Consider the following 17,330-nt stretch of genomic DNA (forward strand, 5'->3'; position numbering starts at 1 on the left):
ATCAAAGCCCCGAAAAATCCGATGCCCCACCGGCCTTAAGAAAATCCACAAAAGCGCGCAACGGCGCAGGCAAGTGCCGACGCCCCGGATAATACAAAAACGGCCCCGAAAACGACGGCCACCACGGTTCCAAAATCGGCTCCAACGCGCCGCTATCCAAATGCGGGCGCAGCATTCCTTCGAACAGGTGAATCACGCCCACGCCTGCCACGGCCATGCTGATTGCAAGGTCCATGGCCGCGCCGGGCCTGACCAGGAGCGGCCCAGCAGGATCCAGCCGCACCACTTCCCCGTCCCGCTCGAAATCCCATGTAGGCTTCGCGCCGCCGGCAAACTGGCCGCGCAAACACGCATGCGAAAGCAGCTCGCTGGGGTGCTCGGGCCGGCCGTGCGTATCGAGATATTCCGGTGCCGCCGCGGTCGCGAAGCGCTGCACGCGTGGCCCGATCGGAATGGCGATCATGTCCTGCTCAAGCCGCTCGTCGTAACGAATGCCCGCGTCGCAGCCGATCGACAGCACATCGACGAAACCATCCTCGACCACGACTTCCACTCGGATGTCCGGATAAGCCTTCAGGAACGGCGCGATGACGGATGGCAACACGATGCGCGCGGCGCTCGACGGCACGTTGAGCTTCAGCGTGCCGCTCGGCTTGTCCCTGAAGCCGTTCAGGACATCCAGCGACGCTTCCATCTCGCTGAACAACGGCGCCAGCTTTTCGATGAGCCGCAGCCCCGGTTCCGTCGGAGCCACGCTGCGGGTAGTCCGGTTGAGCAAACGGAGGCCGAGTTTCGCTTCTAGCCGGCGCACTGCAATGCTCAGGCTAGAGGCGGAAACGCCGCTGATCCGGGCTGCATCGCGAAAACCGCCGGCGCGAGCGACTGAAACGAACGCGGCAAGATCGTTTAATTCCATGGTTACTGTTCACTTTTTTAAACAACCCGTGCAATTTAGACCGGATTATCTAACAACACAATCGTGGCCATACTAGCCTCACATTCACCAAGGAGAGCGTCATGCCGGATTTCACACCCGTTAGCACCTTTGAATTTGCCGGCCGCCCGGTGCATCGCCTGGGCTACGGCGCCATGCAACTGGCCGGACCCGGCGTCTTCGGGCCGCCGAAGGATCGTCAAGCCGCCATTGCGGTTTTGCGTGAAGCGGTCGCGTCGGGTGTCGATCACATCGATACCAGCGACTTCTACGGGCCGCACATCACCAACCAGCTCATTCGCGAAGCGCTGCATCCGTACCGGGATGATCTGGTGATCGTCACGAAGCTTGGCGCCGTTCGCGGCGACGACGGTGCGTGGCTGCCGGCGACGGAACCGGAAGACCTCAGGCGCGGCGTCCACGACAACCTGCGCAATCTCGGCCTGGACGTGCTCGACGTGGTCAACGTGCGCAGCATGGGGAACATCCATTCTCCGGCGGAAGGATCGATAGAAAAGCAGGTCACAGCGCTTGCCGAACTCCAGCGCGAGGGGCTTGTTCGCCACATAGGACTGAGCAACGTGACCGCGGCCCAAATCGCCGAGGCGCAGGGCATCGCGGAGATTGTCTGCGTTCAGAACCACTACAACGTCGTTCACCGGGAAGACGACACGATGATCGATGAACTGGCGAGCCAGGGCATAGCGTACGTGCCGTTCTTCCCGCTTGGCGGGTTCACGCCGATTCAATCGTCCGAGTTGTCCACGGTCGCCCAGACGATCGGCGCGACACCGATGCAAGTCGCGCTCGCGTGGTTGCTGCATCGCTCGCCCAATATTCTGCTGATTCCGGGCACGTCGTCGCTTACGCATCTGCGGGAAAATCTACAGGCGGCGCAGTTGAATTTGTCGGAGGCGGTGCTTGGTGAGCTGGACGCGATCGGAAATGCCGGCGGTGCGCATTGATTCGATGGAGCACTAAGTCTGGCGGATGCGGCTGACCTGAGCAAAGCTCAATGCGATCGCGCCTCTCGGCGCGGTTGCGTTGCGCTCCGCATAGGCGTTTGCGCTTGGGAACATCGAACGGGCGCGCGGCGCGTTAGCGTCAGAGCGGCGGGCCGCCAGGCATTGCTGGCCGACACTCCCCGCTATCAGGCCGGGATCCACGCTTGCGGAAAGCATCGTGCCGGATGACGAGCCGTGTTCGGCCAGCACTCGTCCGCCGGGATCGATGATCATGCCGTCCTGATGGGCGCCCACGTTCGATCCATTGCTAAAGACTACGAACATTCCGTTGTCGGACGCTCGCGCAATCAACGAGCGCCGCAGCCAGCCGGCTCCTCCCCCGCTCTCTGTGGCGTGCGGCCGAGTTCGTTGCTCCGTGGCAAGCCGCTGCAACGCAGCTTCTCCGTTGCTGTCCGAACCATAGGTCCGATGCGGCGCGACGAGCAATGTCGCGCCCATCAGCGCCGCCATGCGAACGTTCTCGACAAGATAATTATCGGCGCCAATCAGAATGCCGATACGAACGCCCCACGTCGTATCGAGCACGGTGTACTGCTCGCCACTTTCAATAGCGGGGTGTTCGACCATGTGCAGTTTTCGATGACTACAACGCACGCCTCCCGGCATGCACATCACATAGCTGTTGAACAAGCGCCCGTCCGGCGCACGCTCGATAAATCCCACGCCCGCCGCTACGCCGGTGCGCTCCACGGCCTTCGCGACCTCATCGATCGAGCGACCATCCAGCGGCTCGGAGAGCGCCACAAGCTCGCGGCGACGAAGGTCCAGCGTATCGCCGTATCCGACCAGGCTGGCCTCGGGAAAAACCACCAGTGAGATTCGCTGAAGCGCGGCATCGGCCAGTCGCGCCGATACGCTCGCGACGTTCTGCGCTGCATTCCCGCGTACGGAGACTAGCGGAACGGTTGCAACCTTAAAAGGAGAAGTCATATCGTTTGCCGCCTGACGGTCCATTGAAGAGTCCATTGGACCGTCAGGCGTTCGATAAGTAAAATGAATCATTCGACATATTCAATTACTTCACAGAATGGAACTCAAATTACTGCGCGCCTTCCTGACCGTGACGGAACTCCACCACTTCGGCCGCGCCGCCGACGCGCTCAATGTCACTCAACCCGCCCTCAGCAAGCAGATAGCTGCGTTGGAAGACACCTTGGGCGCGCGGCTTTTTGAACGCGGCAGACATGGCGCCGAACTGACATCATTTGGCGCCGAGTTCCTTGGCGGAGCGCAAACGCTGGTACGCGATGCGGACGAACTCGTCGCACGGGCTCGCGAAGCCAGCAGCGGAAAACGTGGATATCTGCGCGTAGGACTCGGACTCACGACCTTGACCCTGGCGCCGCAACTGATCGCGCAATTCCGAAGACTGAATCCGAACGTCAGCGTATCGCTCAATGACCTTTCTTCAGCCGAGCAAACCCGCCGGCTTCTCGAAGGGAAGCTCGACGTCGGCTTCATTCGCCTGCCGCCCGAAGGCGATTTATCGTGTGTCCCGTTGCTCAGCGAGACCTTGGCGCTGGCCGTGCCTCAGCATGCAAAATGGAAGCGTCTTCCGTCTGACCTGAATGATCTCAACGATCTTGGCTTGATCGCGCTCTCGCGCAGCCGTGGCCCCGGGTTGGCAGCGCAGATCGATCGGTGGTGCAGTGAGCACGGTTTCGTGCCGCGCGTAATTCAGCAGACCGATGATATCCAGTCCGTTCTTGCCGCTGTGGCTGCGGGCGTCGGTGCTGCATTTTTGCCATCCAGGGCGAAGTATCTTTTGCGCGACGCAAGGGTGCTCCCCCTGCGCGATGCAGCCGCCCGTTGGCAAGTCGGGCTGGCGTGGCAGACGGGCCGTGATAACGCGGTAGCGGCACGCTTCATCGAATTCGTACGCGCGGCGAAGATACCGCAGGATGTCAAATAAAACTCCTTGCTACGGCGGACGCCAATAAGGGCGTTTGGTATGAAGGTTCTTCAGCTACCGCATCCGTCAAAGGAACAAGCTTCCGCGGCGAGAGGTGCCGCAACTTGGAAGATTGCGGCGCCGTTCGCGTCAATCATGGGCACACTCGACCTTGCGGTCATCGGCTGTCGGTTCACATCTTTCCCTCTCGCCTACCTAAGGATTGAATTCCAGTTTTATTAATAGCGCAGCTCACCCTGTCATTGCATAATTTTGTAATTTCTGAGATTCCACCCCTAAGAGTTTCACGTCAGATTCAATTCGAATAAATCATCCCATATTAATCCGGTATTTGGCATGCGACATTAATGTCGCCACATAAATATTTTAAGTCTACTGACCAGGAACAATTAGTTGGACTGCTAACCACTGATCTTTTCAACCCAACGCACATGAGGCTTAGCGAGTAATTTTTGCTCATTCTGAAGCAGATATTCGCTCCTTTCCGGTGCGTCCAAAATTTACCTGCAACCCAATTCTGTAGCCCGATCGCCAGGAAATATTTGTCTAACTAAAGCCTTTTAAAATTTGTTCACTTTTCGTCCGCATTGTCAGTTACTTTCGATTACATCGATTACGTTGTTTTACGAATGAACTAAGTTTTAACTTCATTTGATACAAACAATTCTTTTAGACTTTCAACTCGAAATTAACAGCCATAATTCAATGCAATTGAAAAAAGTAATGTCGATTTTCGGGACCCGGCCTGAAGCCATCAAAATGGCGCCGCTGGTGAAGTGGATCGAAGCGGACCCGGACCTGGAGTCCATCGTGTGCGTGACGGGGCAGCATGAAACCATGCTGCAACAGGTCCTGGACCAGTTCGGCATCACGCCGGATCATCGCTTGAACGTGATGACGGAAAACCAGACGCTAAACGGCCTCGCCGCTCGCGTGCTGGATTCGCTCAACCACGTATTCGATATCGCACAGCCTGATCGCGTGCTCGTTCACGGAGATACCACCACTGCGTCGTTTGCCGCGCTCGCGGCGTTTCATCGGCGAATTCCGGTCGCGCATATCGAGGCTGGTCTTCGCACGGGCGATCTGTCGCAACCGTGGCCCGAAGAGATGAACCGGCGCGTGGTGGACGTCATGTGCGACCTGCTGTTCGCGCCAACCGCGGGAGCGAAGGCGAATCTTCAGGCGGAGAACCTGCAGGGTCGCGTGGTGGTCACGGGCAACACGGTGATCGATGCGCTCATGATGACAGCCGCGCGCATCGACGCTGACGCACACCTGCGCAAGCGCCTGGACGCCGCGCTGCCTTTTACCGGCAATGGCAAGCCGATCCTGCTGGTCACGGGGCATCGGAGAGAAAGTTTCGGCGATGGCTTTCATCAAATCTGTCTCGCGTTGCAGGACATTGCGCGGCGCGATGCGGTGCAGATCGTCTATCCGCTTCACCTCAATCCGAATGTCCGCGAACCCGTGCTTGCCATGTTGCAAGGCGAGCCGAACGTGCATCTGATCGAGCCGCTCGATTACCTCGGTTTCGTGCGGCTGATGCAACGCGCGGACATCGTGCTGACCGACTCGGGCGGCGTGCAGGAAGAAGCGCCGGCGCTCGGCAAACCCGTGCTGGTCATGCGCAGCATCACCGAGCGGCCGGAAGCGGTCGAAGCGGGCACGGTGCGCCTGGTGGGCACGAGCCGCGCAGCGATCGGGGCGGCAGTATCGGGATTACTGGGCTCGATGTCGTCATTGGTCAAGCGCCCTGCGCCACGTCTCGCCAATCCATACGGCGATGGCCGTGCGTCCGAACGGATTGTCGCGGCGCTAGCAGGCCGCCGGTTCACGGAGTTCGGCGCCGCTTCGCCAGCGTTGATCGATGCACCTGCTCTTGCGCGCACCCGGCGGGTCTCGGGCGGCTGAATCGGCGATGACTCAGCGACAGACTCAACGGCTGAACTAACTGATCCAACGCGCCATCAGGCTCGGCTTGCATTTTCTTGCGGCATCCAATTGCAGCGACGCGCGTGACTCACGCGAACTGCATTGAGTCGTCGTTGCTTATATAAACCACATCCGCTACCGACCGTGACCCGAGCTATCCAACTGCATCTTCGTCACACTCGCCATTTTTCCTCGCACCTGCCGGCATTTTTCCGGGTGCTTCCCTGTATTGCGATCACCATTGCGATCGCCGCGGCTTCGTTCAATGCCGCCGCAGCGCAGACATCGGCACAAGCCCCGGACTTCGCCGGCGCCTTCGATACTGCCAGCCACGCCTCGATCACGCGTAGCGTCGAGCTGAAACGCCTCGGCGTGCGCGACACAGTGGCGCTCGGCGCACCGGACAGCCGCCGCGAGTACTACTTCCCGGTGCCCGCCGGCATCCCGATCACCGATGCCGCCCTGCAAGTCGATGCCAGCTACCTGCGCGGCGACGGCGGCCGCACCACGATGCTCGTGTCGCTGGACGGCTCGCCGGTGCTGGCGCGCGCCCTCACGCAGCCGCAGGGCAACGCGGCGGCGACCATCGGCGTGGATGGATCGCCGCGCGCCACCGGCTATCTGCGCGTGGGCTTCGAATATGCGTCGGTGATCAACGACGCCGTGTGCGCCGACCAGACAGCAATCGGCAACGTGCTGCGGCTCGCGCCTGCCACGCGCCTGAACTATCGCTACGACAGCAGCGACGTCCGCGATCTGCGCACCGCGTGGAGCGCGCTCTCGCAGATGCCGGCGATTGCCATATCGTCGAAACGGCTTGGCGCGCCTGCCTATGACACCGCGTGGCGCGCCGCCGCGATCATGCAGCGCGATGGCCGCGAACCCTCGGTAAACAGCTGGCCCGCCGTGGGCGATACGGTGAATCTCGGCACGCCCGACGTGCCCGCCGCGTTGCGCGCCATGCCCGCGTTCGCAGCGCTTGCAAGCGGCGGCGAGCACCGGCTGGCGAACCCCGCCGAAGCCGGGGCGCTGCTGGCCATCTCGGCGCCGGCGGCGCTGCCGGCGGATCTCATCGTCGCCGATGACACCCTGCGCACCAGCGTCAACGCCTCGCTCGACGCGTTGCGTCTGCAAGCGGCGGCGGTATCTCCCGAAGCGGCAAGTGCATTCGATGACTGGCGCAAACGTGCGGTCGCCCCGCTTGTCACGCCGCTCGCGCCCGGTGAAGCGCGACTGGTACACGTGGCGGGACAGGCGGTGATCGTGGTCGGCGACACGCGTTCGGTCGGCGCGCTCGCGCAGGTCTGGCGCTCCGTGGACGGATCGAATCAACTGGTCGTGCACAGCATCGACAGCGCCGCGAACGGGCGTCATGACGTCGTGCCGCTCTCCGCGCTGGGCGGCGAACCGCGCACGGTGAACGTGCTGCGGCAGGCATCGTGGACGGCGGATTTCGATCTCGGCGCGGTCGCGGGCGCGGGACGCCTGCCCGATGACGTAGTGCTCGATCTCGCCGGTTCGCCCAACGGTCACAACGCGGGCGTGGTCGCGTCGGTGTTCTTCAATGACACGCTGATCGGCTCGAAACTGCTCGATGCCGATGGCCGCGCCCAACGGGTGACATCGCATATTCCGCGCAGTGCATTGAGTTCACGCAACCTGTTGCGCGTCACGTTCACGCGCCAGTCCGACGCCGGTTGCGCGAGCGATGAGGGCTATCCGGCAGCGGTCCTGCCGACCAGCCATCTCACGCTTATAAAGGCCGACGCCGAAGACAACTTCACCGGCATGGTCGCGCGCTTCGCCACGAGCGCGAGCGTGCTGGTGCCAAACGCGTATCTCGCCGACGCCACCACCACCCTTCCCCGCGTCGCGCGTCTGGCGGATGCTACCGGCGTCGATCCGCAACGCGCGTCGTTGACGGTGACATCGGGCAGCGCTGCAGTCACGCCCGCCGGAGCGTTTCTCGCGTTCGACGTTGCGCTTGCAGACCAGAAGTCGCACGTACAGGTCGCGGACACCCGCCTTGCCATCACCGGCAACGACGACCAGACGCTCTACGATGTCAGCCAGCAAGGTGTAGGCGTGCTGGATGTCGCGCAGTCCGGCGACACGCACGGCGTGATCTGGCGCAGCGTCGGCGGGCGCGCGCCGCTCGTGCCGGTGAGCCTGCAACTGGCGCAGGCCGACGTTGCCGTGGTCGACGGTACGGGCGTGTTGAAAGAGATCGATACGCGCGATCCGGCCAGCATGATCCGTATCGATACCGGCAATGATGCGGGCGCGCCGTGGTCGCGCAAATGGCTGTCGTGGACGGTGCCGGCGTTGCTGGTCGGCATGTTCGTCTTGTTGCTGATGTTCGCCTCGCTGATGCGCAGCCGCAAGAAGCAAGCTCAGAACCCGCCTCAAAACCAGCCTCAAAACCCGCCGTCGAAATGAGGACACGCCATGGACCTTGATCCCGGTTACTACGCACAACAGTATTACTACTGGCTGCAATATTGCGCCGGCGTGATCGCCGTGATCATCCTGGTTTCGAGCGCGGACGATCTGTTCATCGACGCGTATTACTGGGTTCGGCGGGCGGTCCGCGCGCTCACGGTCAAGCGCGAATTCAAGCCACTGAAAGCGTCGCAACTGCAGGAGCGCGCGGAGCAGCCTATCGCCATAATGATTCCTGCCTGGCACGAATACGGCGTGATCGCGGCGATGCTGGAAGATGCCGTGCGCGTGCTCGACTACAGGAACTACGTGATCTTCGTGGGAACGTATGTGAACGATCCGGCGACCAGCGCCGAAGTCGAGCGCATGCGGATGCGCTACAAGCAGTTGCATCGCGTGGAAGTACCGCACGATGGCCCGACCTGCAAGGCCGATTGCCTGAACTGGGTGGTGCAGGCAGCACTCCAGCACGAACGCAATGCGGACCTGGAGTTCGCGGGCTTCGTGCTGCACGACAGCGAGGACGTGCTGCATTCGCTCGAACTGAAGTTCTTCAACTTTCTCGTGCCGCGCAAGGACATGATCCAGTTGCCGGTGGCGTCCCTGGAGCGGCACTGGTACGAGCTGGTCGCGGGCACGTATATGGACGAGTTCGCCGAGTGGCACGCAAAGGATCTCGTGGTGCGCGAGAGCATGACGGGCAGCGTGCCGTCGGCGGGTGTGGGCACCTGCTTCTCGCGGCGGGCGATGCTCGCGCTGATCGAGACCACGAAGAACCAGCCGTTCAATACCGATTCGCTGACCGAGGACTACGATGTCGGCACGCGCTTGCTGAAGCTCGGCATGGAATCGATTTTTGCGGTGTTTCCGGTGCAGTTCCGCACCCGCCGCAAGAGCGTGTTCGGGCTCGGCGACGATCGCGAAGTGACCGTGACGGTGCCGCTTTCCGTGCGTGAATTTTTCCCCGATACGGTTCGCACCGCGTACCGGCAACGCGCGCGCTGGGTGCTCGGGATCGGCATGCAGGGTTGGCAGCAGACCGGCTGGAGCGGCTCGCTAGCCAACCGCTATTTGCTGTTTCGGGATCGCAAGGGTGTGGTGACATCGTTTGTCGGCATGCTGGCTTATGTGCTCGTGCTGCAGTTCATCGCGTTCATGGGCGCGGCCTCGTTCGGGCTGACGAGCGACTTCCTGCCTTCGCCATTCGTCGATTCGACGTGGATGAAAACCGTGCTCGTGCTGAACACCATCGCCGTGCTGCTGCGGGTCGTGCAACGGGTGTATTTCGTCACGCGGCTCTACGGCTGGGAACAGGGAATCGTCTCGATACCGCGCATGGTCGTCGCCAACTTCATCAACTTCCTGGCGGTATCGCGCGCATGGCGCCTGTTTGCGTCGCATCTGATCACGGGCAAGCGGCTTGCGTGGGACAAGACCATGCACGATTTTCCATCGGCGGAGGGTCTCTCGGAAAAGCGCCGGCAAAGGCTTGGCGAATTGCTGATCTCCTGGCAGGCAATCAACGAAGAACAACTCAAGACCGCGATGGAAGACGAGCTCGCGAGCGAAGCGCCGCTTGGCCGCGAATTGCTGGCGCGCGGCTGGCTCGACGAGGAGACGCTTGCCGAAGCGCTGTCGTTTCAATCTGAACTGGAGCGCGCCGCGCTGGACCCTGCCTTGCTCGATGAAGGTCAGGCGCACGTACCGCTCGAACATGCCATCCGATACCGCGTCCTGCCGCAAGGCACCGATCATGCGGGACGCAGGATCTTGCTGGCGGCAAGTCCGATTGCAGACGATGCACTGAAGGAAATCGAACGCGTCGCCGGAGGGCCGGTGACGCAAAGGATCGTGCGTGAAAGCGAAATCGCGACCGGCTTCCGGTTCTTGCGCGGCGCCGAAAATGCACTTGAGCCGAACGAGACGAACGTGCCGCTGCTCGGCGATTTGCTGATCCAGATGGGCTACATCACGCGCGAGAGTTTCAACCAGGCGCTGAAGGTGTACAGGCCGGAACACGACGGCCGCATCGGCGAATTCATGGTGGCGTATGGCGCGATCTCGGCGCGGGCGCTAAGCGATGCAGTGCAGACCCAGAGCCGTGCGCGCGAAGCGGGACAAAACACGTGATCGGCAACTGTTCCGGTCCTTGCGTCCTGACGCCGGGCCGCCGCGCATTCTTGCGCGGCAGCGCCGCCGGAATGCTGTCGCTCGGACTTGGCGGGTGCCGGTCCACGCCGCTCGTGCAAGGCGTTGCATGGCAACTCGATAACACGCATGCCGACGCACACGGCGACTGGAACCGGCTGGGCGTGACCGACTTGCTGCTGCAATGGACCGCTGTCGATGACACCGCGTATGTCGCCGGAACGCAGATCCCTGTTGCGCCGCGTTTGCCGGACTGGAACCGCATCGCGCAAGAGCCGTGGGCGCGGCGTGTGCTCGTTGGATTGGCCGGGCGCTTCAACGAAGATGCCGCGCGCGCCAACGCCGCGCTGCTCGTCGAACAGTCTCTTGAACTCGTGCGCGCGGCGCCGCGGCTGAACATCGAAGGATGGTATTTTCCCGTCGAAGTCGATCCGGGCTGGCGGGGTGCGCGTTCGCTCGCGCCATTGCTCGCACGCTTGCCGCGGCCCTTGTGGATCAGCGTCTATGACCGCGGCAATATTGGCGGCGCGCCGCTTGCGGAGTGGCTTTCGAGCTGGCTTCCCAATGACGTGGGCGTGTTGCTGCAGGACGGCGTGGGCGTGTATGCGCGCGAACCGCGCATTGCCCGGACATACGCCGCTGCGCTTAGCGCGAGGTTAGGGCGAGAACGCGTGCGGGTCATCGCCGAAGCCTTCCGGCTCGCACTGGAGTCGACCTTTCGCTCGGCCACGGCGCAGGAACTCCGGCAGCAACTCGATGCTTATCGCGGTTATCGCACGTATCTTTTCGATGGACCCCATTACGTGCCGCCTCAACTCGTGGACAGTCTCCTGCAGTGAAATTTAAACAGCCTCTTCTATGCACACGCATGCCCGCGTTCCTGTTCGGCGCTGCGCTTTTCTGGTCCATTCCCGGTCTGTCGCAAGCCGATGAAACCCTTCCGCTGCCGCTGACCGGCAGCGCCTACAGGGTGGCGCGGCAGGCGTATGGCAGCTATGACAGCCATCGTTACCAGGCGAGCGTCACTTACGCGCGCGAAGCGATCCGGCAACGCCCGGATGTGATGTCGCTGCGCCTGCTCCTTGCCAGCGCACTCGAAGCGCAAGGCGACAGGCATGCGGCGGTTCATGCCGTTGACGATGCGATCAAGGACCTCGGCCCCGAACCCGCGTTGCTCGCTCGCCGTCGCGCGTTGCTTGCGATCATCGCGAGCGGCGGTAACGGTAACGGTAACGGCAAGGGTAAAGGTCCGTACGATCCGAACGCGCTGACGGGCAAGCTGGCGAAGACGGCACAGCGTGCTTATCGGGCGTATGCGAAGCATGATTATGATGACGCGATCGCAGCGGCAAATGAGGTATTGACCGCGCGGCCCGATGTCATGCCGCTGCATTTTCTCGTGATCGATGCCCTCACCGCGCAAGGGCGCGACCTCGATGCGTACAACGCGGATATCGCTGAAACGCAACGCGGCGGCGATAACCCGGGGCTGCGCGCGCGACGCGGGTTTATCGGCGCGCGGCTTGGTCCAGTGGCGGCATCCGAGGCTTACGACGCGCTCCAACGCGGCGACACGGACACCGCGATCTCGCGCGCACGCGCCGCCATTGGCTACGCGCCGGGTGTTCCCGGCGCACGCGATCTGCTGATCGATGCATTGATGCAAGCCAATCGTTTCGATGAAGCCGATCAAGCCGCGACCGACGCCATCGCAGCCAATCAGTCTGCCCTCGCGCCGTGGTTGTTGCGCGGCGCGATCCGCGAGCGCCTGGGCCAGCATGAGGCATCGCTCGCGGATTTCACGCAGGCAACGCGGCTTGAGGACGGCTCTGAACAAGAGCGACGCAATGGCCGGATCGTGATCGCGGACATGGCGCTTGCAACCAACGATCCGCAACGCGCGCTCGATACGCTGAGCGATCTCAAACCCAGTGGCGACGCCACCGGCCTGATGATCGCCGTCCGTCGCCAGAAAGCGCGGCGCGCGTTGGCATCGTCGGGTGCGGCTACTCAGGCCAATGCTGTTGATTCGGCCAATCTGCCGCTGCCGATGCTCGATTGCACGCGCATCGATTCGGGCATCCTGTGCACGCTGCATCCTTTCGATCCTGCTTATACGCAGTACGCCGCGGCGGCGCGCGCCTACGACCGGCATGACTACCCGCTCGCGGTGGCGCAGGCACGTGAGGCAGTTCGCATCGCGCCCGATGATCCGGTGCATCGCCTGTTGCTGATCCAGGCGCTGGCATCGAACGGCGATCAGACGGGGTCTCAACAGGAAGCTTCCAGGCTCATTCAAACCGGCATGATCGATACATTGCCGAGCGTGAACGCCGCGTATTTCGCATCGAATGCGGGACAGCCGGCGCTTGCTGCACGCTATTACAACGAGGCTGACCGCAACCAGGAGTTGCCGCCATCGAGCTTGCTCGATGCAGGCTATGCAAACCTGAACGCGGGCGCGGCGCCCGTGGCGGAGGATTATTTCAAGCGCGGCATCGACGCCAATAACAACGGCGACATTTCTCTGCAGCCGCAACAGACGTTCGAAACCCGCCGCACGATGTCCGAGCTTGACCGGACCTGGGGCGTGAATGCATCGCTGGGATACCGGCCCACGGGCGACCAGACCACCTTCGTGGCCAGCCCGGGAAGTACCGCCGACAAAAGCGTGCAAGCCGGCGCCGAAGCCTACTGGCGGCCCTTCGGTTATCTCGATGGACACATCGTCGAGCTCTACGCGCGTGCCTACGAGACGCTCTATTCGAAGGCGGGCAACGTCACGGGCACGCCGAGCCTGGAAGGCGCGCTCGGCATCCGCGCGAAGCCGTTTGCAAGCCAAAACCTCGTGCTCGCGTTCGAGCGCATCGTGCCGCTTGGCAGCGCGGTGCAGCCGGATTGGCTTGCACGTATTGCGTATTCGAACGGGTTCGGCACGGATTTGCGCGTGGACACGCCAAGCTGGTGGACCGGGCAGCTTTACGCCGAAGCCGGGCACTACATCACGCATCCGGCCAACTATGCGACCTTCACCGGCGAGCTGGGCCGAAGCTATAGGCTCGATGCCATCGATCCGCATCTCGTCGCGTTTCCGTACGCGGTGCTTGGCGGCGACTACAACACGCAGATCAACAACCGTGCCGCGATGGGCGCAGGCGTGGGCATGAACTTGCGCTACTGGTTCCGTGAGGACACGTATCACGCGCCGCGCTCGTTCGTGGATTTCTCGCTGCAATATCGATTGAAGATTGTCGGCGATGACCGCGCCAAGGGCGTGTTTTTCAACGCGAGCTTCAATTACTAGCGGTGGTTGCGAACTGCCGCGTGCGACGTCGATACAACTTTTGCGTCGGCTCAGCGTGTCGGATGCAAGCCATGGCCGCCCGAGCAGGCAAAAATTTCCGGACGGGCGACGCCGGTACCTCTATGGTTGTTGCGCATAGGGTCTTTCGCTCGGGTTATAGCCGAAAACAGTTTCCTGGGCCCTTCAGGACGTGCTAAAAAGAGTCGATATCCCGGTAGCACGACTGAAAGTCAGGTCCGGAGATTGAAGAATCCCACGCGGCCTGTCGCACGGAATTCCGAGGTGAAAGAATGGAAAAGAAAGTCCTCGCCGCGGTAGCCGCCGCGCTGATGTCTTCGGTGGGCGCGCTGCATCCCGAATCCGCCCGTGCCGCTGATGCAGTAGCCCCGGCCTACGAAGACTCGACCGTCGATGCCTCCCTCGATCCCGGCGAAGAGCGCATCTCAGCCGCTGCCGACAATCAGGCGCGCCTGAAAGACCTGCGCTACGCGTATTTCATCGGCTATAACGCGCGCGCCAGGGAAGACTCGAAATCCTATTCGACCTTGGCTGACGAGGTGAAGCATCCGCAGAAGCAGCTTGCCGCGCCGGCCATGCCCGCACCGCCGAAGCCGGTTGCCGAGCGGGTTGCGCCGCCAAGGCGGGTCGTGGCGCAAGCCGCGTCGTCGAGGCAAGTATCCGTATCCACACCGGTCGCATCGCCGAAACGGGTCGCTGCTGCGCGAGCCACGCCGTCCAGGCAGGTCGTCGCGCGCGCCGAGCCTGTGCCGCTGAAGCGCGTTCCCGCGCAAGCCGCACCCGTGCCGCAGAAGCATGTTTACGCGCAGGTCGAGCCTGTGCCGCCGAGGCGGGTCGCGGCGCCGGTCGCGTTGTTAAAGCAAGCTTCGGTGCAGGTCACGCCGCCCAGGCGGGCCGAAGCGCAACCTGTGCACCTGAAGCAGGTTGCCACGCGGACTACGCCGTCGAAGATGTTTGGCCCCGAGTCCGAACCGCCGATACTGATTCCGACGCAAGCCGTGACGGCATTGCCGGACGAAAAATCGAACAATGACGACGACGCACAGGTAGCGCAGAGCCGCCATTCGCAGAACGCTCAGCGGGCGGCGCCGCAGTATCGGCAGGCCGATGAGGAACCGCAATACGCCGCGGCGCCGGGAACTCAAGCGGCGCAGAACCGGCAAGCTCGGCAATATCAGAATCGGCAGCCCCAGCAATATGCGGCGGCGCCGGCCTATAACCAGGTGCCAACCGAGTCTCAGGAGTCAGGTGGGTATTCCGGGCGGGAATACGCGCCGCCGCCCTTGCCGCCTCGAACCGCTCAGTACCAAGCGGCTTACACGCAGTCCGCCTACGTACCCAGGCCACCCCCTCAGGCCGTGGCGCAGCAGGTCGTCACAGTGGCCCGCCCGCCTGCCTATCCGGCATATAACCAGATGTACACGCCGCCTGAACTGCGGCGGCCGTACCCCGCCGGTTACGGCAATTCGGCGCAGCCCGCCGGATATCAGGGATGGGAGTAGGCGCACTCAGCCGCACTATTCGCCGAGTCCCGGGCTCCGATCTTTGATTTCATCGGTTTGCCTGTCTTCAGGTTCACGGTGCTCTTCGCGCTTCCGCAGGTCCGGCCGCGAAGAGCGCATTTGGGCTCGCCCTTGTGATGGCCACCTTCGAGACTTCGCTGTGGCGCATCAATATTCGTAAGCCCTATTTTCATTGCCGGCCCCATTCGGTTCTTTGGGCCGGCCCTAACTCCCCACCACAAGCATCAACAAAACCATCGGCGCTTTGGACCCATTCGCCACGACCGCCTTAAGCGGCGCCCCATAAGTCATTCGAAAATCAACAAAGCGGCCGAGCTGGAATCGCAATCCCGCACCCACACTCGCCAGCAGACCACTCTGCGTCTCCGCCGGCTCATTGATACGATTCCACACATGCCCTGCATCGAAGAAGACAAACGGCTGCACGGCCGCCCCGCTCGCCCCAAAAGCAAATCCCGGCGCACGCACCTCAGTCTGGATGTTCCAGCCGCGATCGCCCTGCACCGAGTACGTATCGTAGCCCCGCACACTCCCCTCACCACCCAGCCCAATCTCTTCACTTGGCAACAAGGTATCCGGACTCCACTGAAACAGCCCATGACTGGTGAGCACAAAACCCGCGCCGAGCGCCGTATCGCGTTGAGCCGATAGCTGCAGATAGCCATAGCGCGGCTTCGCGCCGAGCCGCGCGGCATTGAACGCTGCGTCGTTGTTATCTGAATCGAGCCGGCCCGGGCTGCCGACGAGCGTCACATTTGCGTGGGTCGAACCGAGCGCATCGGCGCGGGTAGCGTCATAAGCCACCAGCCACTGATGAATGTGCGTGTTCGCGTTGAATACCTGCGCGCCACCGAATTCCAGATCATTGTTGGAGCGCTTGAAGTCGTAACCGAACTGCACTTGCTGCTGCCACGCGGCAAGCGATGGCAGGCGCAAGTCGTATCGAAAACTCAGTTGCGTCGAGATCCCGGTCTGGCCAAAGCTATCGGCAAGACGCGGGGTGCTCTGGGCAAATACGCCGAAGATCTCAATACGATCCTGCCACGGCAAGGGCGCGACGTAATTAACCGAGTGAGCAACAAAGCGCGGCCGGTTCGGCCGGCCTTCTATTGACGGATTGCCGCCGAACAGGTCGTTGCTTGCCGTTGCCTGATAGCTGATCTGCTGGTCAAGGCCGAACAGGTTGCCATATCCGAAGCCGGCCAGGAACCGGTCGCGACCCAGTTGGCGCACGCCGTCGTTGTCGTAGCCGCCGTAGATCCGCAGCGGCAGGCGGTCGTCCGTTTGCAGGATGACATCGGTCGTATTGAGTGCCGTGCCGGGCGCGTAAATGACGTTGACGCGACGGTATGGGTTCGCGTTAAGCACGGCGAGTCCCGCGTCGACATCGCGTGCATCGATAGTCGAGCCCGCTGTCAGCGGCATCTCGCGCGTGAGGAGCGGTGTCGAGAAGTACCGGTTGCCTCGCACCTCGATCTTGCCGAGACGAAACTCGGCCACAGAGATTTGCACGATGCCGCTTTCGACGTCCTGCTCAGGCACGTAGACATCGACGAGCGGCTGGCCCGCGGCACGATAACGCGCCACCACGGCACGGCGGATCTGCGCCAACTCCGCGAACGTGAGCGGCTTGCCGATGTAACTATCGAAAGTCGTGAGAAACGATGCGTCGAGCGGCGGCAGGCCGGTGGCATTCACGGCGCCGCTTGCGGATGTCGAGGCGTTGGTGTTGGTGTTTGCGTTTGCTTGGGCTGCCGCTACGAAATCGAGTCCGCGAAGCAAGGGAACGGCCACCGCGGCCGAGCCGTCCGGTGCCTCCGGCGGCACGGCCTCGGTGACCGGAGGACGTGCATCCGGAACCCCGAGCGGCGCGACATCGCGATAAGACTGCGCAAGCGCTTGGGTGGTAATCAAAAGCACGCACGCCGCAAAGACGCTCGGTGCGACATTACGCGCTGCGAGTGCTGCCGCAGCGGTCGCTGTCTCAACGGTTGCCGTCGTAGCGGTTGCCGTCGCGCGGTTGGCTACGCGCCGCTTCGCGAGACGCATGACAAGACGCTCAGCGAAGCGAGTGACGCGCCATGTAACG

At 62.4% G+C, this 17,330-nt stretch carries 11 protein-coding genes; 8 read left to right on the top strand and 3 right to left on the bottom strand.

The features are described from left to right. Position 1: 1 nt before the first annotated feature. The gene (locus tag ACSOSP_RS32785; RefSeq protein ID WP_455314822.1) at positions 2 to 916 is read right to left on the bottom strand and encodes a LysR family transcriptional regulator; all 915 of its coding nucleotides are present in this window, start codon (positions 914 to 916) and stop codon (positions 2 to 4) included. Between the two features lie 101 nt (positions 917 to 1,017). On the opposite strand from ACSOSP_RS32785, the gene ACSOSP_RS32790 reads away from it, so the two are divergent. Continuing rightward, positions 1,018 to 1,899 (top strand): aldo/keto reductase family oxidoreductase, encoded by an 882-nt coding sequence (locus tag ACSOSP_RS32790; RefSeq protein WP_455314823.1) that lies wholly within the window; start codon positions 1,018 to 1,020, stop codon positions 1,897 to 1,899. A gap of 12 nt (positions 1,900 to 1,911) precedes the next feature. Here ACSOSP_RS32790 and ACSOSP_RS32795 read toward each other — a convergent pair whose 3' ends face one another. Continuing rightward, a complete protein-coding gene (locus ACSOSP_RS32795) occupies positions 1,912 to 2,889 on the bottom strand; it encodes a nitrilase-related carbon-nitrogen hydrolase (protein ID WP_455314824.1) in 978 nt (325 codons plus the stop codon). Between the two features lie 97 nt (positions 2,890 to 2,986). Between ACSOSP_RS32795 and ACSOSP_RS32800 the strand changes: the two genes are divergently transcribed. The 7 genes from ACSOSP_RS32800 to ACSOSP_RS32830 all read left to right on the top strand — a co-directional run bounded on the left by ACSOSP_RS32800 (position 2,987) and on the right by ACSOSP_RS32830 (position 15,220). Next, positions 2,987 to 3,871, top strand: a complete 885-nt coding sequence (locus ACSOSP_RS32800) for a LysR family transcriptional regulator (protein WP_455314825.1) — start codon at positions 2,987 to 2,989, stop codon at positions 3,869 to 3,871. Positions 3,872 to 4,594: 723 nt separating this feature from the next. Beyond that, entirely contained in the window at positions 4,595 to 5,785 is a 1,191-nt protein-coding gene (wecB, locus tag ACSOSP_RS32805) for a non-hydrolyzing UDP-N-acetylglucosamine 2-epimerase (protein WP_455314826.1), read from the top strand. 165 nt (positions 5,786 to 5,950) lie between these two features. Next, positions 5,951 to 8,245, top strand: coding sequence for a cellulose synthase (locus tag ACSOSP_RS32810; protein ID WP_455314827.1), 2,295 nt, complete (start codon positions 5,951 to 5,953; stop codon positions 8,243 to 8,245). 9 nt (positions 8,246 to 8,254) lie between these two features. Continuing rightward, entirely contained in the window at positions 8,255 to 10,378 is a 2,124-nt protein-coding gene (locus ACSOSP_RS32815) for a glycosyl transferase family protein (RefSeq protein WP_455314828.1), read from the top strand. Between the two features lie 71 nt (positions 10,379 to 10,449). Then, positions 10,450 to 11,235: a hypothetical protein gene (locus ACSOSP_RS32820; protein WP_455315402.1), complete on the top strand. Its 786-nt coding sequence runs from the start codon at positions 10,450 to 10,452 to the stop codon at positions 11,233 to 11,235. After that, positions 11,232 to 13,700, top strand: a complete 2,469-nt coding sequence (locus tag ACSOSP_RS32825; protein WP_455314829.1) for an NfrA family protein — start codon at positions 11,232 to 11,234, stop codon at positions 13,698 to 13,700. The genes ACSOSP_RS32820 and ACSOSP_RS32825 overlap by 4 nt, the downstream gene beginning before the upstream one ends. 290 nt (positions 13,701 to 13,990) lie before the next feature. Continuing rightward, positions 13,991 to 15,220, top strand: coding sequence for a hypothetical protein (locus ACSOSP_RS32830; protein WP_455314830.1), 1,230 nt, complete (start codon positions 13,991 to 13,993; stop codon positions 15,218 to 15,220). Between the two features lie 225 nt (positions 15,221 to 15,445). On the opposite strand, the gene ACSOSP_RS32835 is transcribed toward ACSOSP_RS32830, so the two are convergent. Further along, positions 15,446 to 17,290 carry a ShlB/FhaC/HecB family hemolysin secretion/activation protein gene (locus ACSOSP_RS32835; RefSeq protein ID WP_455314831.1) on the bottom strand — a complete coding sequence of 615 codons (1,845 nt, stop codon included), beginning with the start codon at positions 17,288 to 17,290 and terminating at the stop codon, positions 15,446 to 15,448. Between the last annotated feature and the right edge of the window lie 40 nt (positions 17,291 to 17,330).

This window comes from Caballeronia sp. KNU42, assembly GCF_053760385.1.